Origin of the sequence: Sphingomonas mesophila, assembly GCF_003499275.1 — a bacterium.
GTDB classification, from domain to species: Bacteria; Pseudomonadota; Alphaproteobacteria; order Sphingomonadales; family Sphingomonadaceae; genus Sphingomicrobium; species Sphingomicrobium mesophilum.
Genome location: NZ_QWDF01000001.1, coordinates 1918614 through 1938671, shown reverse-complemented (window position 1 = coordinate 1938671; position 20058 = coordinate 1918614). Strand labels below are relative to the sequence as shown.

Genomic DNA, 20058 nt, shown 5'->3' with positions numbered 1-20058 from the left:
GTTTGAGTCAAGCGGAGAGCGTAGTCATGCATAGTAATCCGAAGCGCGGTGGGGAGTTCGGAGAAGTCACCGGCAAGTCTCGTAAACTTTGGGTTAAACCCACCGTTTCGGAAATTGTCGCCGGTTCTGCGGAAGCAGTCAGCCGGGACGGTAATCCCGATGGCGGGCCGATCGGCCAGTCGCGGTCCTGACAATGCGGCGGCTCACTGCCGCCCTTCAATTCTATCATGCTCCTGGCGCCGTGAAGCGGTCGGCGCCCGCAGAGGCGATTGGCGTATGACTGCGATTGCCGGTGTCGTCGATTTTCGCGCTCCTGACGGATCGGCCGAGCTATGCGACGCGCTGCTTGTCGCCCAGCGCGATATCGGACCGCATGACATGAACTCGGAAGGCGACGGGGTGGCGCATCTCGGCCGTTGCCTGTTCCGCCGCTTCCCTGAGGACGCGTTCGACTGCCAGCCGGTGCAGAGTGAGCGATATCTGCTCGCGGGCGACATTCGCCTCGACAATCGTGCGGAGCTGATTGCTGCGCTGGGCATTGATCGCTCGTCTGCACGGCAATGGGCCGACTCGCAGATCGTGATGGCTGCTTGGCGGCGGTGGGGCGATGCGCTGTTCGACCGGCTCGCGGGGAATTACGCGATCGCCCTGTGGGACGGCGCAGAACGCCGTCTGGTGCTCGCCCGCGACCCCTTCGGCCAATGCCCGCTGCATCTTGCCTTCGTCGGCGACAGGGTCGTTTTCGCATCGATGCCGCAGGCGCTTCGCCTGGTGCCGGGAGTCGATGGATCGCCGGATCTCGAAATGCTTGCGAGCTTCGTTGCCGACCAGCCGCCGAGTGGCCCGCGCAGTTTTTTTCGGGGGATTGAGCGGATCGAGCCTGGCCAAGCGATCAGCGTGTCGCCATTGGGAGTGCGCCGCTGGAGCCATTGGGCGCCGCGCAGTGCAACGCTCAAGCTTAAGCGCCCCAAGGACTACGTCGAAGCGTATCGGTTTTACCTGGATCAAGCGGTGGAAAGTTGCCTGCGCGGCGCAGGCCCGACCGTCGCGGCGCACCTGAGCGGCGGCTGGGACAGCGCCGCGGTCACCGCCACCGCCGCGATACAGCTCGCCCCGTCGCGCCGAGTGATCGGATTCACCGCCGCTCCGCCGACGACCTACACCGGGACCCTTTCGCGCGGCTGGACGTCCGACGAGAGCGGCCGCGCCGGACAGGTTGCTGCTGTTTTTGCCAATCTCGATCACCGGGTCGTGCGCGACAGAGGTGGTGGGCCGCTCACATTGCTCGCCGGAAACGACCGCGCCGCTGGTCGCCCGACCGGTCATGTGTGCAACAATCAATGGTGGACCGCGATCAATCAGGCGGCCTCTGCAAGCGGTGCAACGATTCTGCTTACCGCGGAAATGGGCAACCACACGCTCAGCGCCGGGGGAGCGATGCAACTTGCTGACCTGGTCCGGTCGGGCTCCCCGGCGCGCTGGCTCAGCGAGGCGCGTGCATTGGCCGCTGCGCGCCGCCTGAGGTGGAGCGGAATCCTCGACCAAAGCTTTGGCCCGTTCGCGCCATTCTACGCCAAGGTTCGCCCATTCCTCATTGGCGCTCGACGCTCCAGCGCCGCGGCCGATCTTCTCGCGCCGCCGCTCCGCGGAGCAATCGAGCCCGGTGCTTGCGGCCAATTCGCCCCGCCGCGTGACAGCCGAGCACACCGGCTCGCGATGCTCGGCGAGCAGGATTGCGGGACGTTCCGCAAGGCCGCACTGGCGCGGTGGGGGGTGGACGAGCGGGATCCGACCACAGAGCGCCGATTTGTCGAATTTTGCCTGTCGCTTCCGATCGAGGCGCTGCTCGCGGAGGGGGTTGCCCGCCCGCTTGCGCGCACGGCCCTGTCGGATCGGCTACCGGCCGAGATCCTCGATAACCACACCCGAGGCCTTCAGTTTGCCGACTGGCACGAACATATCGCACCTCAGGAAGTGGCCGCCCTGCTGGACGGATCCGGCGCCGAGGCGCTGTTGGATCGCGGCGCGGTGGACCGGCTGATTGCTGAGTGGCCGTCCGACAACTTCAACCAGCCAGCGACAAGCCGGATCTACCGCCGCGACCTGCTGCGTGCAGTGAGCGCTGCGTCGTTCCTCAACAGTTTTTCGGCCCCCGCTGGCCTGCCGCCATCCGATGTCGCGTCGAGTGCGCCATCGAGCCTGGTTCAATAGAAGGAAAGCCGGTCCGTTTCCGTCCGGCGCAACGAGGAGTAGAGTGATGACAAGCAGAATGAAAAAGCTTTCCGTGCTGCTGGCAGGTTCGGTCGCGCTGGCGTTGCCGGGCGTAGCGTCGGCTGACGCCACCCCTGAGTGTAACAATGGCGTCTCCGCGGTGTCGACCGAGTGCGGCGCGGCTTCGTTGGCCACCGGTGTCGGCGCCACGGCCATCGGCGCCTTGTCGCGAGCGATCGCCGATGAAGCGGTAGCAGTCGGTGCGGACGCCCTCGCCAACGGCGTGAGCTCGACGGCAGTGGGCACCATTGCCACCGCCAGCGGCGTCGCGTCGACCGCGGTTGGTCAGCGCTCGCTGGCCGATGTCGCGGGCGCGACTGCCCTTGGCGGCGATGCCCGCGCTGTCGGCATCGACTCGATCGCTGTTGGCCGCGGCACGGATGCAACGGCAGCCGACTCGATCGCCATTGGTCCCGATGCGCAGGCGACTGCAATCGGCGCGATCGCGATCGGCGATGCGGCGATTGCCAACTCCCTCGGCGGGGTGGCGCTCGGTGACGGCGCGACCACGGCCGGGTTTGCCAACTCGGTGGCGATCGGCGCAGGCACCGCGGCGACCGCGGCGAACCAGGTCAATGTCGGCGGACGCACCGTTTCCGGCGTGACTGCCGGCGCGCTAACTTCCACTTCGACCGAGGCAGTGAACGGATCTCAGCTGTTCGCGACTAACTCGGCCGTGGCCGCCAACACGACTGCGATCGGCGCGCTCGATTCGCGCGTCGACGTGCTCGAAGCGTTTGCCCTCGATCTCGACGACCGCCTCGACCGCCTCGACCGCCTCGATGATCGCGCATCGGGCGGCACGGCGGTGGCGATCGCGCTTGGCGGAAATGCGTTCATCCCCGGCAAGCGATTCAACGTCACCGGCAACCTCGGCACCTATCGCGGCGCCAATGCGGCGGCGCTGCAGATCGGCGCGATGGTCGGCGAGAATGCGGCGATCAACGCTGGCGTCGCCACCGGTTTCAACAAGGGCGGCAAGCTCGGCGCCCGGGTTGGCTTCACCTTCGGCTGGTAAATGGCCTGCCTTGAAAATGGGAAGGGCGGCGCCGCGAGGCGTCGCCCTTTTCCTTACCAGCTGTAAGCGACACCGAGTGCTCCAAGCCATTGGCTCGGGCTGCCGCGATCCTCGACGATCGGCGAGTCCTTAAAATCGCCGACTAGGCGCGAGTGATTCGCAAGGCCGAAGATCGACCAGCCGCGCCGCAAGTCGCCAGATAGCGACAGGTTGGCGAGCAAGCCGACTTTCCAGCTCTTCATGCCGCCGTCTGCGTCATAGACGGGGAGGCCGGAAGCGAGTGCGTCGGCCGCGGGAATCGAGAAATAACAGTCGGCATACCCATTGCCGACAAAGTCGAGCCCGCCGTTGACCGAAACGAAGAAGGTCCGCGACAGCGGGGTCGAGAAGTCGATGTTCGGCGACCAGATGGTCGAGCCATGCGCGCCACCGATGTCGTGGGTGACGTCGAGCCGAAAGCCCAGGGAGTCGTAGGGATTGGTCACGCCCTTGAAGCTCACTCCGGCAAAGCCGCCGACCTCGATCGCCGCGTCGCGCTCGGGCAGGGCGTCGACGAAATCGTCCTTGATCTTGCCGGTGCGGTTGAGCCGCAGCGCCACGATCGGGCCGAGGTCGAAATCGACGTTGGACTCGGAGCTCAGGAAATCGACGTAGAGCCCGAGACCGCGGGTCGTGAAGCTGATGTTGCCGACCTTCCCCCGGATGAAGGCGGCCGGAATGAAGCGATAGTCGTCGGAGCCTTCATATTGCGAGTTCACCGCCGCCCCGAGCCCGACCGTGAACGAATTGCCGCCGACTTCCGGATCCGGCAGCGGCGCCTCGGCGCTTTGCGAATAGGCTGGTGCGGCGGCCGCCAACAAGACGGCGAAAAGCGATTCACGAACCATGGTGCCCCCCATCGTTGAGGCGCCCAGTCTTAACCTAAATCAACGATCCCGCAAATAGACTCAGTAGCTCTGGCGGTTCCAGCGCGTGACCGTGCCGTCGAGGTCGGTGATCGTTACAAACCCGCCCGGCCCGTCGGGCGGCAGGACGAACGCGTAGCGAACGCCGCAGCCGTCGCGAAAATTCCAGCTTTGCGGCGCTTCGGCGCGCAGCTCGCGCACACCGTATCTAACGCGATGAAGCAGGAAACGGTGATCCTGGCGGGTGACGGTGACACTCTCGCGGCCGCGGCGGTAAACCCCGGCGAATTTGTCGACCGACCAGCCGGCCACCGATGTATCGGTCGGAAAGATGGTCGATGCGCAATCGGGGATTCCAGCGAGCTCTGCCGGGGTCGGCGGCGGGGGCGGAGCCGGCCCGACGCAGGCGGCGAGTGCGGCGGCGGTGCACAAGGGCGGAAGGAATTTCATCGCCGAACCAACGCTCGGCGCGGGCGGCGGTTGCTCAGTCGCCGGCGCCGGGATCGGGCGAGAAGTATTTGTCGTACTTGCCCTCTTCGCCCTTGTGCGCGTCGGCGTCGGCCGGGCTGTCCTTCTTGCGCGTAATGTTAGGCCATTGCGCCGAGAAGGTCGAGTTGAGCTCGAGCCATTTCTCGAGCCCATTCTCGGTGTCGGGCAGGATTGCCTCGGCCGGACATTCGGGCTCGCAAACACCGCAATCGATGCATTCATTGGGGTTGATGACGAGCATGTTGTCGCCTTCGTAAAAGCAGTCGACCGGGCAGACCTCGACGCAGTCCATATATTTGCAGCGGATGCAGGCGTCGGTGACGACATAGGTCATTGGTCGGGTGCTCCCTTTGCACGCTCGCTAGGTCGCGGGCCGGGCCTCGTCAATCACCTCGTAGCAGGCGCGTGCCTCCGTTGGCGGGCCGCGGCGGTGGGGCAGCGCGAGCACCTTCAGCACGCGGATCTCGCCGCGTGCAGGGAAGGTGATCGCCGATCCGACGCGCACTTCCTCGCTCGGCTTGGCGACGCGCTTGCCGTCCAGGCGAACCCGCCCCTCGGCAACGATTGCCTGCGCCAGCGTGCGCGACCTGGCGAGGCGGACAAAGAACAGGAAGCGGTCGATCCGCACGCCGCCGCGTTACTTCTTCAGCTCTGCCAGCGCGCTGAAGGCGTTGCCGGGACGTGGTGGCTGTTCGGCCCGGCGCGGCGGGCGGCGGGCACCGCGCCACGCCCAAGCTTCGCCTTTCTGGATAAACCCGACCTCGGCCATCAGCCGCTCGACCGTGGCGGCATCGAGCCCGAGGCTGGTCACCAGAGTCGAATCGACGATCGTCGCGCTCCCGGCCTGGCGCGCGGCATGTGCATGCGAGGCGAGCCGATCCGCGAGGTCGACCCGCAACCACGCCGGGCCGAAGCGGCGAAAGGCGAGGGTCGCGCCGCGTGGATCGGCGCTTCCATCGAGCGTCGCCGCGCCGGCATCGGGCAGGCGCGGCATCGGCTGGCCGGATCGGATCGCGAGCAGCGCCGCCCGCCACCGCTGCGCGCCAGGCTTGAGCAGCAAGGGCACGAACAGGTCGAGGGCTCCGAGCCGAACGCGCAGCCGGTGGAGCGCATGGCGGTCGGCCTTGTCGAGCGCTGCCACCTGCGCCGCGATCGAGCGGCGTGGGAGCAGCCCGCCGGAATCGGCCAGCATCGCGCTCAACGCCCGAACGCCAGGCGCGACCTTGGGGTCGGCCGCCGCGGCCGCAAGCTGGCGCAGCGGGCGGAGGTGGCGCTCAAGCTCGCCGTCGATCCAGCGTTCGATCCGTGCTCGAAGCTCGGCCCGCCGCGACGCGGACAGCCGGTCGAGCGGACGCGCCGTCCGCACCGCGGGCTCGGTCAGCGTACGGCCAGCGGCAAGCCGCGCGAGAATATGCCCCTCCCAACTCACCGCCAGCCCGCCGCTCTCCTCCACGGCTAGCGAAAACGCGCTGTCGGGTGCCGCCACCAGCTCGCGTGCGCGCCGGTCGAGCTCGTCGCCCAACCGGCGCTCGGCGGCGGCCAGCAGCAGGCGCTTGTCGGCGTGGCGCGCGGCGGGATCGACCTTGAAGTCGAAGCCGGCAAGATGACCGATCGGCTCGGGCCCGACGCTGACCTCGCCGTCGGCGGCGACAGTGACCGGCAGCGCGTCCGCGCCGCGCGCGCCGATGTCGCGCACCAGCACCGCGGTGCGGCGGTCGACGAAGCGCTGGGTCAGCGCCATGTGCAACGCATCGCTCAAGCGGGCCTCGACCCCGCGCGTACGCTCGGCCCATTTGGCGGGATCAGCCAGCCAGTCGGCGCGCTGGGCGATATAAGCCCAGCTGCGAATGCCCGCGAGGCGATCGGCAAGCGCCTCGATATCGCCGGCGACATTGTCGAGCCGGGCGACTTCGGCGGCGAACCATTCGTGCGCGACGTGGCCGCCGTCCTGGATGTAACTGAACAGCCGCCGTACCATCCGCGCATGGTGCATCGGCCCCACCTTGCGGAAATCGGGCAGGCCGCATGCCGCCCACAGCCGCCGCGCCGCCGGTCCGCGGACGTGGGCGATGGCGGGATCCTCGGCGAGTTGCTTCAGAACGACTAAATCGATCGCCACCGGGGCGGGACGAAGCAGCGGATCGTCGCTTTTCGCTTCGAGACTCCGGATGAGTGCGGTGACGTCGGTGAAGTCGAGTTCGCTCGAGCGCCAATAGAGATGTTCGAGGGCGCGGAAGCGATGCTCCTCGATCGCTTCGACCTCGTCCTCGCTGAATTCGGGCCCGCTGTCGCCGCCGAGGCCCAAGGTGCCGAAGCTGCCGTCTTTCTGGTGGCGCCCGGCGCGGCCGGCGATCTGAGCCATCTCGCTCACCGTCAGCCGGCGGTCGCGGCGGCCATCGAATTTTTCGAGCCCGGCGAAGGCGACATGGGTGACATCCATGTTGAGGCCCATGCCGATGGCATCAGTGGCGACGAGGTAATCGACCTCGCCGCGCTGGAACATCGCAACCTGAGCGTTGCGGGTGGAGGGGGAAAGCGCGCCCATCACCACCGCAGCCCCGCCCTTAAAGCGGCGCAGCATCTCGGCCAGCGCATAGACCTGCTCGGCGCTGAACGCGACGATCGCTGAGCGCGGCGGAAGCCGGCTCAATTTGACCGCGCCGGCATGGCGCAGCGTCGAGAAGCGCGGCCGGCTGACGATATCGGCCTTGGGCAACAATTCGCGGATCAGCGGGCGAAGCGTGTCGCTACCGAGGATCAGCGTCTCCTCGCGGCCGCGGGCGCGCAGCATCCGGTCGGTGAATACGTGACCGCGCTCGGGGTCGCTTCCCAATTGCGCCTCGTCGATCGCGGCGAAGGCAAATTGATCGGGAAAGACGCTCTCGGCCTGGCGGTCCTCGCGGCCGGTCCGGACCGGCATCGATTCGGCGGTGCACAGCACGTAGCGGGCGTGGCGCGGGACGATCCTTTCCTCGCCGGTCAGCAGCGCGACCTGGCTCTCGCCCTTGATCGCCACCACCCGGTCATAGACCTCGCGCGCCAGCAGGCGCAGCGGAAAGCCGATCACGCCCGACGAGTGGGCGCACATCCGCTCGATCGCCAAGTGGGTCTTGCCGGTATTGGTGGGGCCGAGGATCGCCCGCAAGATGCCGTCGTGACGGGCGGCCATGAAGCGAATGTGGCAAAGCCCGGGCGGGGCTTCAAGCGCCTACCGGCTTAAAGCGGTCTTAACCTTGTTTCGCCACACCAACCGGCAAGGAGGCGGCGATGCGCGAAGCTTGGCTGGGACGGCAGCGTGTTGGTGCGGCGGCAATGGCCGCGCCGGCGCACTTCGTGTCGTTCGGCCATAAGCCCGCGCCATTGTCGCTGGTCGTCGATCTCGCCGAGGACATCGGCTCGCGCAAGTGGTGGCGCGGGGCGGCGACGCTTAGCGCGCTGGCGTTGGTGCTCGGCTGGCTCGCGCCCGGAATCGAGCCCTTGCCCGGCCAACATGGCGAGGCGCTGCCCGGATCAATCGACGAACAATGGCGCGCGATCGGGGTCGGGACGCGCGTCGACGGATCGCGCAGCGGTCTGCGCATGGCGCCTGGCGGACGGGTCGAGCCGATCGCTGCGGCACCCGAGCGCGCCCGAGTAGCGACTCGGCTGAGCGTTGGCGGCGATGGCTTGGGCCCGGCGTTAGTCCGTGCCGGCGCGTCCTATGCCGACGCCGTGCGCGCCACCGCGCTCGCCGGGCGGGTGCCCGAGGGGACGTTAGTCGAACTCGTGCTTGGCCGCCGCGAAGCCGGGCGGCGGGCGATCGATTCGCTGGGCTATCGGGCTACAATCGATACGCGGATCGCGATTGAACGCCGTGACGGAACGCTCACCTTGCGCCGGATCGCGCTCAATATCGACCAACGGCCGCTTCGTCTGCGCGGCGCAGCGGGCGACGGAATCTATTGGGCGTTGCGCAACGCCGGCGCGTCGGCCGCCACCGCGACGGAGTATCTCAAGGCCCTGGCCAGCGAAATCGATGTCGGCGAGATTGGCCCGCAAGACCGCTTCGACCTGGTGTTCGCCAACCGCCGCTCTGCCGACGGCAGCGCCGCGCCGGGCATGCTCCTCTACGCTGCGATCGACCGCCAACTTGGCAGCGACCTGCAACTCGTACGATGGACGGCAGGCGGCAAGCCGATCTGGATCAATGCAGCGACCGTCGGCGATGTGCGCCGCGACGATTCAGCGATGGCCTGGCCGGTCGATGCGCCGATCACTTCGCGCTTCGGGCTTCGAGTCCACCCCATATTGCGCTTCGCCCGGATGCACCGCGGAATCGATTTCGGCGCCCGTTCGGGCACTCCGATCCGGGCCGCCGCAGACGGCCAAGTGGCCCGCGCCGGCTGGGCCGGGGGCTATGGCCGCCAGGTCCGTCTGGCCCACGCCGGCGGGCTGGCCACCAGCTACAGCCACATGTCGGCGATGGTCGTGGAGCCCGGCAGTTTCGTAAGCCGCGGGCAAGTGATCGGCTATGTCGGCACGTCCGGCCTGTCGACCGGCCCGCACCTCCATTATGAGGTTCACTCCAGTGGCCGGGCGATCGACCCCATGAGCGTGCGCTTCGTCACCAGCCGCGCAATCGATCCGGGCGTGGTCGCCGCGATCAGAGCGCGGGTCAAGGAACTGGCGCCCTAGCCATAGCCGCGAAGCATTCTAACGCGGACGTGCCTGGTGAGGTACCAGCATCGCCAAGAGGCACTACGGCCAGCACGTTTGACCGAAAATTTTCTGTCATACCGGCCCGCCCGACGCAATTCACGTCGTCACTGTTTGCTTCGTTCGGGCTTACCGCCCGTGCCCCCGCCACCGTTTAATGGTGCGCGAGATGATGCCGGCTTCATCACCGGTCTGGCGCCACATCTCAGCGAAGCTCGGATCGGACGAGGCCGGGCGTTTCTCCGGCTCGAGGTCGTCGAAGCGGACCCGAATCGGGATCGCCACGCCCTCGCCGCAGACGATGCATTCGCGATTGCGGAGCGCCGGGATGGCGTCGAGGAAGCCGCGCGCCCCCTCCGGCATGGCAGCGCGCACGCAGGCCTGGTCGCGGTCGTTGTTGAGGCGCATCGAAATGATGGTGCCGCACTGCGACAGAACGCCTTCCGCAAGGTCGGACGGCCGCTGCGTGATGAGGCCCAACGACACGCCGTATTTCCGGCCTTCCTTGGCGATCCGCTCGAGGATCTTGCGCACCGCTTGGCCTTGCGCATTCTCGTCCTTGGGAACGTAGCGGTGGGCCTCTTCGCACACCAGCAGGATCGGCCGCTGCGCCTCAGTCCGGCTCCAGATCGCGTAATCGAATACCATTCGGGCCAGCACCGAGACGACGACGCTGGTGATCTCGCTCGGCACGCCCGAGACGTCGACGATGCTGATCGGCTTGCCGTTGGCAGGCAGTCGGAACAGCTTGCCGACGAAGCTGCCCATCGTGTCGCTGACCAGCATGCCCGAGAACATGAAGGTGAAGCGCGGATCGGCGCGCAGCTCGTCGAGCTTGTTCTTTATCCTCTGGTAGGGCGTCGAATCGCCGGCGCGGTCGAGCTTGCCCATTTCCGCAACCAGGATCTGGTTGAGGTCGGTCAACAGATAGGGAATCGGCGAATCGACCGTCACCTTGCCGTACTGCTCGACGTTCTTGCCCTTGGTCCGCGCAGCCAGAATGCACTTGCCGAGGATGTCGGCATCGCGCTGGCGCTCGGCGCCGTCGGTGGTGAGGAACACTTCGCAATGTTCCTCGAAGTTCATCAGCCAATAGGGCAGCGCCAGATTGTCGACGTTAAACAGCTCGCCGCAATCCTTGAACGCCGCCGAATATTCGCCGTGCGGATCGATCATCACGATGTGACCCTCGGGCGACAGTTGCGAGATGCGGTGGAGGATCAGCGCGACCGAGGTCGACTTGCCGGTGCCGGTCGAGCCGAGGATCGCGAAATGCTTGGACAGCATCGGGTCGACGTAGAGCGCGCCGCGGATGTCGTCGGTCGGATAGACGGTGCCGATCTCGACGTGGGCCGAGCCGTCGGCGGCGAAGATCGCGCGCATGTCCTCGGTATTGACCGGATAAACCTCGCTGCCGGGGATCGGATAGCGCGTCACCCCGCGGCGGAAGTTTGTCATCCGCCCGCCGCCGCCGGTCTGGCCCTCGCCGAGAAAGTCGATGTTGCCGACAACTGCCCCGTCCTCGCCGCGAAGGGTGCGGACGTTGGCGATCAGCCACGACGAGCCGACCTTCATCTTGACCTGGCTGCCGACCTGGCCGGCCATGGCGACCGACGGATCGGCGTGATCGGCCAGCTGATGCAACCGCGCGACGTCCATTCGGACCTGGCTTCCCGAGCCGGCGATATCCAATACTTCGCCAATCGTCGGGAGCGGTTCCGACGGCGCCATCGGCACGGTCCGGCCCTGCGGCTGTTCTTCGTCGCTGAAGCTCGACAAATGGTCGGCGAACTGCTGCACATTGGGTTGGTCGGTCATCGTCACTCGCGTCGTTACTGGCGGGAGCGACCGAGGTAAGCGAAACGGGTTAAGATTTGGCTTAGGCGCGGCGGGCGAACACCCACGCCGCAACCCAGCCCATGGCGACCGACAGCAGTACCGCCGCAAGACCGTAGAAGAAGCCGTGGCGGCTTGCGGCGAGCGCAACAAACCGCTCGAACCCCGACTTGCCGATGGCGATGTCCTTGGTCGCGGCGGCGATCACCCGGCCGTTGTCGATCAGGAAAGTCTCGGCGGTGTAGGTCCCGACCGGCACCTGGCTGGGGATTGCGATACGCGCGCGGTAGAGCACCCCCTCGCTGATTTCGACTCCGCCGGCATTTTCCGAGTAGAGTCCCTGCCGCTGGCGCAGTTCGAGCAGCCCGGCCTCGAACCGCCGCTCCTTGTCGGGCAGAGCGCCGCCGCCGGACGAGAGCTGCAAGTCCTTGAGCCCGAGCTCGTAGATTGCCGCGGTGCGCTCGTCGACCAGCTCCCGGATCGGGCGCGACGAGGCGATTGCGTAGAAACCGGGAGCCGACTGGAAGCGGTGCTTGTCGGCGTTCATCCAGATTCCGGCGATCTTCTGCTTCTCTCGCACCAGGATCGGCTCGACCGGCCCTTTCAGCACGATCGCGATGTCGGGCGGCTGGGTCGGTTCGCGCCCGCCGGGGTAGAGGATCGCTCCGAACAACAGCAACTGCGCGCCGGTAAAGCTGTAGCGGATCGAGATCGAGCGTGCCGAAATGTCGGGCACCAGCCGCGGGCTGGCGGCTCCGACCAGCAGCGGCGCGAGGCCGAGCATAATGAGCGGACGCCACCTCACAAGAAGGTCACCGTGTAGATTTCGTCCGGCCGCCAGGCGAGGCCGAGCGCCATCCGGAACGCCACCAGCAGGATGATCACCGCGAGCGCGAAGCGCAGCAGGTCGGGCTTCAGCCGCGTCGCCAGCCGGGCGCCATATTGCGCGCCGATCACGCCGCCGATGAGCAGCAGCGCAGCCAGCACGATATCGACCGCCTGGGTCGTCATCGAATGGACCATGGTAGCGACTGCGCTGACCGCCAGGATCATCACCAGGCTGGTGCCGATCACCACCCGCGGCGCCATCCCGAGCAGATAGATCATCGCCGGCACCAGGATGAACCCGCCGCCGACTCCGAGCAGCATGGTCAGCATCCCGGCGGCGAAGCCGAGCGCGAGCGGCGCGAGCGGCGAGATGTAGAGGCCCGAGGCATAGAAGCGCCAGCGCAGAGGCAGGCCCGCGACCCAGCGGTTGTGGCGCTTGGGCGGAGCCGGCGGCTTGCCCGTTTCGGCCCAGCCGAGCGCAACCATGGCGTCCTTGAGCATCAGCCCGCCGATTCCGCCGAGCAGCAGCACGTAGAGAAAGCCGATGATGAGATCGATCTGGCCGCTCGCCTGGAGCCAGCGGAACAGCAAGGCGCCGATCAGCGCGCCGATGCTCCCGCCGGCGATCATCACCAGCCCCATCTTGAGGTCGACCCCGCCGCGCCGCCAGTGGGCGTGTACCCCGCTGACGCTGGCGCCGGTGATCTGGGTCGTCGCCGAGGCCACCGCGACGGTCGGCGGGATGCCGTAGAAGATCAGAAGCGGCGTGGTAAGGAAGCCGCCGCCGACCCCGAACATCCCGGACAGCAGGCCGACGATTCCCCCCAGCGCGACAATCAGCAGCGCGTTGACCGACATTCCGGCGATCGGGAGGTAGATGTCCATTGGCGCGCAACACTAGCGCCAAAGCCGAGCCCTGCTAACCCCTGCGCTTAGAAGTCCCCGGCCACCGTCAGGGCGGGCCCCGAGCGGGGAAGGGCGTCGCCGGCGATCCGCTGGCGGTAGTCGAGATGGAGGCGAACGTTGCGGCGTACCGCATAGGTCAGGCGCGGCCCGGCATCGACCCGAAAGAGCGTGTCCGCGCCGCTGCTCTGGCCGCCGGCCCACACGCCGAGCCCGCCCGACAAATTGCGCCACAGCGGCCGGGTGAGCGCAGCGGACCCGTCGGCGAACCAGTCACCGTGTTTGATCCCGACCCAACCGCCTTGCGCGTAGGCGTCGAGATTGAAGCCGAGCGCCACCGGACGCTGGTAGACCCCGCCCTCCACAAACGCCGCGAAGTCGGACCGGCCGCCCCATCGCCCAAGCCGCTGGCGGCGCTCGACGTTGAGCGCAACAGGAACCGTCCGGAACGGCTGCCATCGCACCCCAGCCGCGGCCTCGGCGCCGCGCACTCCGCCGGCCGACGAGCTGAATCGAAGCGAAGCGGCGATCGCCGGCGTGAACTTGTAGGTCAGACGGGCCCCGACCTGGCTTCCGCCGAGCGTTCCGCCCTGCGCCAGCGCGCTGTTGCCGAGGCCGTTGCGAAGCAGCGCCCAGCTCGACAGTTGCAGCCGGTCGAGCTTGGGCGACGGCGGGGGCGCGGCGGGTTGAGTCGGCGGGCTTGCCGCCCTTGGAACGAACGTCGCTGCAGCCGGATACGGCCACGGCTCGAGCTCGGCGAACCGCTCGGCGGCGGCCGGGGTGGGCACCACCAGCTCCCACGCGCTCGGGCGCGATGCGGCGAGGCGCACGATGGGCGCCCCCCAACTGGCGGGGAGCACGACTGTGGGCCCCGGTGCGCGCGGGCCGATGGCATAGGGGGGATAGGGCGCCGGCGGCGGATAGGGGTAGGGCGGCGAGTACGGGTAGGCCGCATAAGGCTGCTGTGCGAAGGCCTCGGGCGGCGCCGGGGGCGACACCATCGCGCGGTTTTGCACAGGCGGCGCGGTCGGTTTCGCTGCGGCCGGTACGACCAGCGCCGTGGATCCTGGGAACATGCCCAGACTCGCCGCGCGCACCCCGACCCAAGCGACCAGCGCGAAGCCGATGAAGCGCACCGAGGCGCTCACTGCGCCGGCTCCGCGGCGGGGAAGATGTGCGCCGTCTTCTCCCACTGCGCCGCTCGTCCGCTGACATGGTGCGCGATGGCGCGGCGCACGGCGAGAATGGCGATGACATTGCCGACCACCGTGCGCGGCAACGATCTCAGGCCTTCGCCGATTCCGTAGGCGGCGGTGACGAAGCACAGCCGGACGAACAGCCGCCACGCGAGGAGCGCCAGGTTGAGCTTGAGCAGGAAGGCGAGCAGCGGCGAGACCTGCATCACCACCGGCGCGCCGAGCGCATGGGCCAGCGCCATCTGCAGCCACAATAGCGCTGCGCCATAGCCGGCGACCAGCAGCAGCGCGGCGAGCGGCCCGCGGCGGTCGCGCATCCGCATCCACCTTTCGCCGAGCCCGCCGCGCCAGCCGAGCCGATCCCAGCCGGCCAGTGCGATCCCGCCGATCCATCGCGCCTTCTGGCGCACCGCGGCGTCAAGTGTTTCCGGGAAATGGCCGCGCGACGCGACCAGCGCGCGGCTCCCTGGATGCGCGGGAATGCGCACGAACATCGCGCCTTCGTTGATCTCGCCGAGCCGCAGGCCGAGCTCATAATCTTCGGTCAGGCAATCGGCGGCGAACGGTTGGCCGCCGCGGCGCTCGGCCAACCGGGTCAGCGCCTTGCGCTCGATCGCGCAGCCGACCCCGGCCAGCGGGATCGACGCGCCGATCGCCTCGCGCACCACCATCTCCTTGCCATGGCTCTCGGCGAACTCGTCGCAATAATGGCCGGAAACCCACCGGCTGCCGCGGCTTTGCAATGGAAGTACCGGCAACTGAACTAACGCGGCGCGCTCGACGAGCGTGTCGAACAGCGCGATCTCCAGCGGATGAACCAGGTCCTCGCTATCGTGCAGCACCACGGCCTTGGCGCTCCAGCCCTCGCGCGCCTCGTCAGCGGCCAGCGCGGCGTAGAGGTGATTGAGGCAATCGGCCTTGGTGGTCGGGCCGGCGTGGGGCAGCTGCACCGGCCGCACCCGCGGGTCGTGCATCTTGCCGAGTGCCGCAGCCGTCGCCGGGTCGTTTGGGTAGAAACCGACGTACAGTAAATAATCGGCGGCGCCCCACCGCTCGAGCGTTGCGCGCAGCATTGCTCCGATTACTGCGCCCTCATCCCAGGCGGGGATGAAAACGGCCATTCGTCCCGGCCGTGCCGGCCGCGCCAGCGTTCCCGCGAACGCGCGCGGATAGCGGGTGTAGACGGTCGTCGCCCGCCACGCCCGGCGCACCAGATAGACGATGTCCACCGCCAGATCGTCGAGCGCGAACAGCAGGAAGCCGGCGGCCGCGAACAGCGCCAGCTCCGACGCGATGTCGGCGACGACGAACGACAGGCTCACCGCCGCAAGCGCCGCGCTGACGGATGGAATTTCGTGACGACTCGCATGCCGACCCCCAATCGGGCGAGGACACCGAGCGCGCAGAACAAATCACATGGCGCAATGATTCACAAGCCACGTTCGTTTCGGACGCGATTCACTCCGAGGCGGATTACATGCTAAAATGTCGCGGAACGGGACTCGATGTTTAACTTCAGTTAACGTCAAATCTTGACTTTCCGTTCATCGAGCGGCAGTCGGGCCTTCTGGCGATGCGCGTTGCGACTCGCCCGGTGGGGATACGAAATGCGTCATCTTTTACGATTAATGACCAATCGTTCCGGCGCCGCCGTGGCCGAATATGCCCTGGTGTTCGCGATCCTCGGCGCGGCGCTGACGTTCGGCGCGCTGGCGCTTGGCACGGCGGTCACCGATTCGGTCGACCGGCCGGTTGAATGCGCCGCCGCCACCGCCTCGACCAACGTCGACTGCTGATCTAGACCTTCTTCATGCTCGTCTCCTTCGCGCTGGCGCTCGCAGCCGCGCCCGCGCCGCGGTTGCTCGCTGCGCGCGACGGCTGGGCCGCGTTCGATCGTGGTGCGCGATGCGAAGCGGTGGGCCGGGCGCTCCTGCCCCATTCGCTCGATAAGCCCGCCGCCGTACTCGCCATCAGTTTCGACCGCGCCGGGCGCCGCAGCGGCGAATTGTCGGTGCGCCTGCGTAGACCGCTGCGCCCGGGCAGCAGCGTCATGCTGGTCGTCGGCGAGCAGCCGTTCGACCTCGTCGCGCGCGGGGTTGCGGCGTGGAGCCGTGGCCCGGCGCAGGAGGCTGCGATCCTCGGTGCCATCCGCCGTTCGGGTGGGGCACGGGTCGTCGCGCGCGACCTTGCCGGCCGGCGGATGACCGAGCGATTCTTGCTGGCCGGGGCGCCAACCGCGATCGACGCCGCCGCGGCCGCCTGCGCGCGCTAGAAATCCGCCGCATCTTCCACTACATGGCGGCCCTTCCATGAGCGCCGACACTGCCTTGATGCCGATCCCCGGCACCGTCGACCCCGTGCCCGTGCGGCGCGACGCGCAGCCGCGCGCCGACGGCCGGGTCGAGCTGGTTGGCATGCCACGCGAGGCGATCCGCGACGCGCTCGAGAAAGCTGGGCTGGACCAGCGACAGGCCCGGCTACGCGCCAAGCAGATCTGGCACTGGATCTACAATCGCGGCGCGACCGACTTCGCGATGATGACGGACATCGCCAAGGCCCAGCAGCCGTGGCTTGCCGAGCGCTTCGCCATCACCCGCCCCGAGGTGGTCGAGGCGCAGGTGTCGGCGGACGGGACTCGCAAATGGCTGCTGCGCACCCACGACGGCCACGATTTCGAGATGGTGTTCATCCCTGACGCCGACCGCGGCACCCTGTGCGTGTCGAGCCAGGTCGGCTGCACCCTTAATTGCCGCTTCTGCCATACCGGCACGATGGCGCTGGTGCGCAACCTCGATCCGGCCGAAATCGTTGGCCAGGTCATGCTCGCCCGCGACTCGCTCGGCGAATGGCCAAGTGCGCCCGAAGGCCGGATGCTGACCAACATCGTGATGATGGGGATGGGCGAGCCGCTCTATAATTTCGACAACGTCCGCGACGCGCTGAGAATCGTCATGGACGGCGATGGCCTCGGCCTATCCAAGCGCCGGATCACGCTGTCGACCTCCGGCGTTGTGCCGATGATGGAGCGCGCGGGCGAGGAGATCGGGGTTAATCTCGCGGTCTCGCTGCACGCGGTTACCAAGGAGGTGCGCGACGAGATCGTGCCCCTCAACCGCAAGTATGGCATCGACCAGTTGCTCGCCGCCTGCGCCGCCTATCCCGGCGCCAACAACGCGCGGCGGATCACGTTCGAATATGTCATGCTCAAAGACAAGAACGACAGCGACGAGGACGCGCGCGAACTGGTCCGCCTGATCAAGGCCTACCAGCTTCCTGCCAAGGTTAATCTGATTCCGTTCAACCCATGGGCCGGCGCCGCCTACGAATGCTCTAGTCCCGAGCGCATCCGCGCCTTCTCGAACATCATTTTTGAAGCCGGCATTTCGGCTCCGGTCCGCACGCCCCGCGGTCGCGATATCGACGCCGCCTGCGGCCAGCTCAAGACCGCCGCCGAGCGCAAGCGCCGCAGCGCCGCCGCCTAGTTCGGGTAGCGCCGCGCCATCGTTCGCCAGCTGAGGCGCGCGAGCTCTTCCAGAACGCCCTCATCGACCTGCTCCAGTCGCCGGACATAGAGGCAGCATTTGCCTTTGCGGTGCTTGCCGAGCCGAGCCAGAAGAGCGTCCTCCTCGGCCTGATCGGCGGGATCGACGCCGAGCACATACAACACCAGCTCCGCCTTGCGTGGAGCGAAGCCGATGCGCATCGCCTCGCCCTCGTGGCCGCTGTCGTAGCGATAATGATAGCGGCCGTAGCCGATCATCGAAGGCCCCCACATCCGCGGCTCCTGGCCGGTCACGCGGCGCAGTATGGCATCGATCCGCTGCGCCTCTTCCGCGCGCGAAGGATCGATCGTCGCCAGATAATCGTCCAGCGCCAGCTCGCCTGGCTTGGTCTTCACCTCATATTTGCCCATGCGCGCCTCCGTCGTCCCGTCATAGCTTGAATGGCGCGGGGGGCGGAGTCACAAGTTCTCGCGAACTCGAAGAAGGGCGCATGGCGATGATCGACGGATTGCTCGGCAAGCTCGTGACCCGCGGCCGGCTGACGGTCGTCCTACCATCGGGTGAAACCCACGCCTTCGGGCCCGGCCGGGGACCGGAGATGCGCGTTCGAGTCGCGGACAACGCTACCGTGCTCGCGATCGTCCGTGATCCGCGGCTCGGCATCGGCGAGGCCTATATGGATGGCCGCCTCATCATCGAGCAGGGCAGCCTGCTCGACCTGATGGAGCTGGTTGTCGGCGGCAATCCGTGGGAATCGAGGAGTCCCGGACGCAAGGCGCTCAATCGCGGCAAGAAATGGTGGAAGGCGCTCGTTCGCCGCAACCCGGCCACGGCCGCACGGCGCAACGTCGCCCACCATTACGACATCGGTAACGACCTCTATCGCCTGTTTCTCGACGACGACCTGCAATATAGCTGCGCCTATTACACCGACCCAACGAACACCCTCGAGCAGGCGCAGCTCGACAAGAAGGCGCACATCGCCGCCAAGCTCCACCTGAACCCGGGCCAACGCGTGCTCGACATCGGCTGCGGCTGGGGCGGCACGGCGCTGTTCCTCAACCGCGTCGCCGATGTCGACGTGCTTGGCGTGACGCTATCGGAGGAGCAGCTCAAGGTCGCCCGCGAGCGCGCCGTCGCTGCCGGGGTCGCCGACCGCGTGAAATTCGAGCTGATCGATTATCGCTCGGTCGCGGGCCGCTTCGACCGGATCGTCTCGATTGGAATGTTCGAACATGTCGGCGCGGCGCACTACGACGAGTTTTTCGCCCAGTGCCGCCGCTTGCTCGCCGATGACGGGGTGATGCTGCTTCACACCATCGGCAAGTACGGCAAGGCCGGGAAGCCCGATCCGTTCACCGACAAATACATCTTCCCCGGCTATCATTTGCCGTCGCTCGAGCAGATCGTCGCCGCCAGCGCCAAAAACCGGCTAATTACCTGCGACGTCGAGACGCTGAGGGTGCACTACGCCTACACGCTGCGCGAATGGCTGCGGCGGACGCTCGCCAACCGCGACGCGATCGTCGCGCTCCACGACGAACGCTTCCTCAGGATGTGGGAATATTATCTCGCCGGCGGAGTCGTCGGGTTCGAGAACGGCACGATGTGCAATTACCAGCTCCAATATGTCCGAAACCGCCGCGCACTGCCGATAGTCCGCGACTATATGATCGCGGACGAGCAGCGGTATCGCGCGGCGGGTGCGGCCGCCGCCTAGCCGGCGCGTTGGCCGCGGCGCTGGAGCATTTGCTGGCGGCGCTGCTGGCGCTCCTGCGGGGTAATCCGGCCGTCGCGGTCGAGGTCGACCCGGTCGAACCGCTGCAGCGCCGCGGCCTGCGCTTCTGCCAGCGAGACGCGGCCGTCACGATCAGCGTCGGCACGGCGCATCATCCCGCCATGGCGCATGCCCATGCGCTTGCCGTGCATCGCGCCGCGCTGTGCCTTGCGCCCGGCGCGCATCGCGTGGTGACGCTGGAATTCGTCGCGGCTGATCATATTGTCGCGATTGGCATCGAGCCGGTCGAACATTGCGCCGGGGTTGCCGCGCATGCCCTTGTTCCGGTGCATTCCGCGCATCGCCATGCGCCGCTCCGCACGGCCGCCGTGCATTGCCCGCATCGAGCGCATTTCGTCGCGCGCCAGGAAGCCGTCGCGGTTGGCGTCAGCGCGCGCGAAGTGGTCGCGCACCATCGCCACGACGCCATCGCGCGTGTCCGGCATCGCTATCCGCTGCGGCGGCGCCATCGGCGCGACACCGGGGACCTGCGCGGCGGCGGCGCCGGCGCCTGCCACGATCAGCGCGGCAATCATCACAGCCTTGTTCATCCTCACCTCCTGGGAAATTCCGGGTTGACGCTACGCCTGCCTCGCTTGCTGGCAGTTGAACGGCCCGCCGCCGACGAATAAAGCCG

19 protein-coding genes are annotated in these 20058 nt (G+C 67.5%); 7 read left to right on the top strand and 12 right to left on the bottom strand.

Annotated elements, in window-relative coordinates:
* The first annotated feature begins 48 nt into the window (after window positions 1–48).
* Complete coding sequence (locus D0Z60_RS09675; protein ID WP_162888188.1) at window positions 49–2211, top strand: asparagine synthetase B family protein; 2163 nt, start codon at window positions 49–51, stop codon at window positions 2209–2211.
* Between the two features lie 58 nt (window positions 2212–2269).
* Entirely contained in the window at window positions 2270–3289 is a 1020-nt protein-coding gene (locus D0Z60_RS09670; RefSeq protein ID WP_162888187.1) for a YadA-like family protein, read from the top strand.
* Window positions 3290–3342: 53 nt separating this feature from the next.
* Here the strand turns inward: D0Z60_RS09670 and D0Z60_RS09665 are convergent, their stop codons facing one another.
* The 5 genes from D0Z60_RS09665 to D0Z60_RS09645 are packed head-to-tail and all read right to left on the bottom strand — an operon-like array spanning window position 3343 to window position 7852.
* The gene (locus tag D0Z60_RS09665) at window positions 3343–4176 is read right to left on the bottom strand and encodes a MipA/OmpV family protein (protein WP_162888186.1); all 834 of its coding nucleotides are present in this window, start codon (window positions 4174–4176) and stop codon (window positions 3343–3345) included.
* Window positions 4177–4236: 60 nt separating this feature from the next.
* Window positions 4237–4644 carry a hypothetical protein gene (locus D0Z60_RS09660; protein ID WP_118858038.1) on the bottom strand — a complete coding sequence of 136 codons (408 nt, stop codon included), beginning with the start codon at window positions 4642–4644 and terminating at the stop codon, window positions 4237–4239.
* Window positions 4645–4678: 34 nt separating this feature from the next.
* Window positions 4679–5017 carry a ferredoxin FdxA gene (fdxA, locus tag D0Z60_RS09655; protein ID WP_118858037.1) on the bottom strand — a complete coding sequence of 113 codons (339 nt, stop codon included), beginning with the start codon at window positions 5015–5017 and terminating at the stop codon, window positions 4679–4681.
* 27 nt (window positions 5018–5044) lie between these two features.
* Window positions 5045–5311 (bottom strand): RNA-binding S4 domain-containing protein, encoded by a 267-nt coding sequence (locus tag D0Z60_RS09650; protein ID WP_118858036.1) that lies wholly within the window; start codon window positions 5309–5311, stop codon window positions 5045–5047.
* A gap of 9 nt (window positions 5312–5320) precedes the next feature.
* The gene (locus D0Z60_RS09645) at window positions 5321–7852 is read right to left on the bottom strand and encodes a helicase-related protein (protein ID WP_118858035.1); all 2532 of its coding nucleotides are present in this window, start codon (window positions 7850–7852) and stop codon (window positions 5321–5323) included.
* Between the two features lie 98 nt (window positions 7853–7950).
* Here D0Z60_RS09645 and D0Z60_RS09640 point away from each other — a divergent pair, with 98 nt between their 5' ends.
* Window positions 7951–9357: a M23 family metallopeptidase gene (locus D0Z60_RS09640; protein ID WP_118858034.1), complete on the top strand. Its 1407-nt coding sequence runs from the start codon at window positions 7951–7953 to the stop codon at window positions 9355–9357.
* Window positions 9358–9507: 150 nt separating this feature from the next.
* Here the strand turns inward: D0Z60_RS09640 and D0Z60_RS09635 are convergent, their stop codons facing one another.
* From D0Z60_RS09635 to D0Z60_RS09615, 5 genes are all read right to left on the bottom strand, one after another.
* Window positions 9508–11196 carry an ATP-binding protein gene (locus D0Z60_RS09635; protein ID WP_420822787.1) on the bottom strand — a complete coding sequence of 563 codons (1689 nt, stop codon included), beginning with the start codon at window positions 11194–11196 and terminating at the stop codon, window positions 9508–9510.
* A gap of 61 nt (window positions 11197–11257) precedes the next feature.
* A complete protein-coding gene (locus D0Z60_RS09630; protein ID WP_118858033.1) occupies window positions 11258–11998 on the bottom strand; it encodes a TIGR02186 family protein in 741 nt (246 codons plus the stop codon).
* A 17-nt stretch (window positions 11999–12015) separates the two neighbouring features.
* Window positions 12016–12927, bottom strand: coding sequence for a sulfite exporter TauE/SafE family protein (locus tag D0Z60_RS09625; protein WP_118858032.1), 912 nt, complete (start codon window positions 12925–12927; stop codon window positions 12016–12018).
* Window positions 12928–12974: 47 nt separating this feature from the next.
* Window positions 12975–14093, bottom strand: coding sequence for a hypothetical protein (locus D0Z60_RS09620; RefSeq protein WP_118858031.1), 1119 nt, complete (start codon window positions 14091–14093; stop codon window positions 12975–12977).
* On the bottom strand, window positions 14090–15463 hold the full coding sequence (locus tag D0Z60_RS09615) for a glycosyl transferase family protein (RefSeq protein ID WP_240325603.1): 1374 nt from the start codon (window positions 15461–15463) through the stop codon (window positions 14090–14092). The genes D0Z60_RS09620 and D0Z60_RS09615 overlap by 4 nt, the downstream gene beginning before the upstream one ends.
* Window positions 15464–15769: 306 nt before the next feature.
* Here D0Z60_RS09615 and D0Z60_RS11760 point away from each other — a divergent pair, with 306 nt between their 5' ends.
* The 3 genes from D0Z60_RS11760 to rlmN are packed head-to-tail and all read left to right on the top strand — an operon-like array spanning window position 15770 to window position 17623.
* The gene (locus tag D0Z60_RS11760) at window positions 15770–15937 is read left to right on the top strand and encodes a hypothetical protein (protein WP_162888185.1); all 168 of its coding nucleotides are present in this window, start codon (window positions 15770–15772) and stop codon (window positions 15935–15937) included.
* A gap of 14 nt (window positions 15938–15951) precedes the next feature.
* Window positions 15952–16413 (top strand): hypothetical protein, encoded by a 462-nt coding sequence (locus D0Z60_RS09610; RefSeq protein WP_118858030.1) that lies wholly within the window; start codon window positions 15952–15954, stop codon window positions 16411–16413.
* 37 nt (window positions 16414–16450) lie between these two features.
* Window positions 16451–17623 carry a dual-specificity RNA methyltransferase RlmN gene (gene rlmN, locus D0Z60_RS09605; RefSeq protein WP_118858029.1) on the top strand — a complete coding sequence of 391 codons (1173 nt, stop codon included), beginning with the start codon at window positions 16451–16453 and terminating at the stop codon, window positions 17621–17623.
* Here the strand turns inward: rlmN and D0Z60_RS09600 are convergent.
* Window positions 17620–18054 (bottom strand): DUF1801 domain-containing protein, encoded by a 435-nt coding sequence (locus D0Z60_RS09600; RefSeq protein ID WP_118858028.1) that lies wholly within the window; start codon window positions 18052–18054, stop codon window positions 17620–17622. The two genes, rlmN and D0Z60_RS09600, sit on opposite strands and share 4 nt — an antisense overlap.
* 80 nt (window positions 18055–18134) lie before the next feature.
* On the opposite strand from D0Z60_RS09600, the gene D0Z60_RS09595 reads away from it, so the two are divergent.
* Window positions 18135–19364 (top strand): SAM-dependent methyltransferase, encoded by a 1230-nt coding sequence (locus tag D0Z60_RS09595; RefSeq protein ID WP_118858027.1) that lies wholly within the window; start codon window positions 18135–18137, stop codon window positions 19362–19364.
* Here D0Z60_RS09595 and D0Z60_RS09590 read toward each other — a convergent pair.
* Complete coding sequence (locus D0Z60_RS09590) at window positions 19361–19972, bottom strand: EF-hand domain-containing protein (RefSeq protein WP_118858026.1); 612 nt, start codon at window positions 19970–19972, stop codon at window positions 19361–19363. The two genes, D0Z60_RS09595 and D0Z60_RS09590, sit on opposite strands and share 4 nt — an antisense overlap.
* Between the last annotated feature and the right edge of the window lie 86 nt (window positions 19973–20058).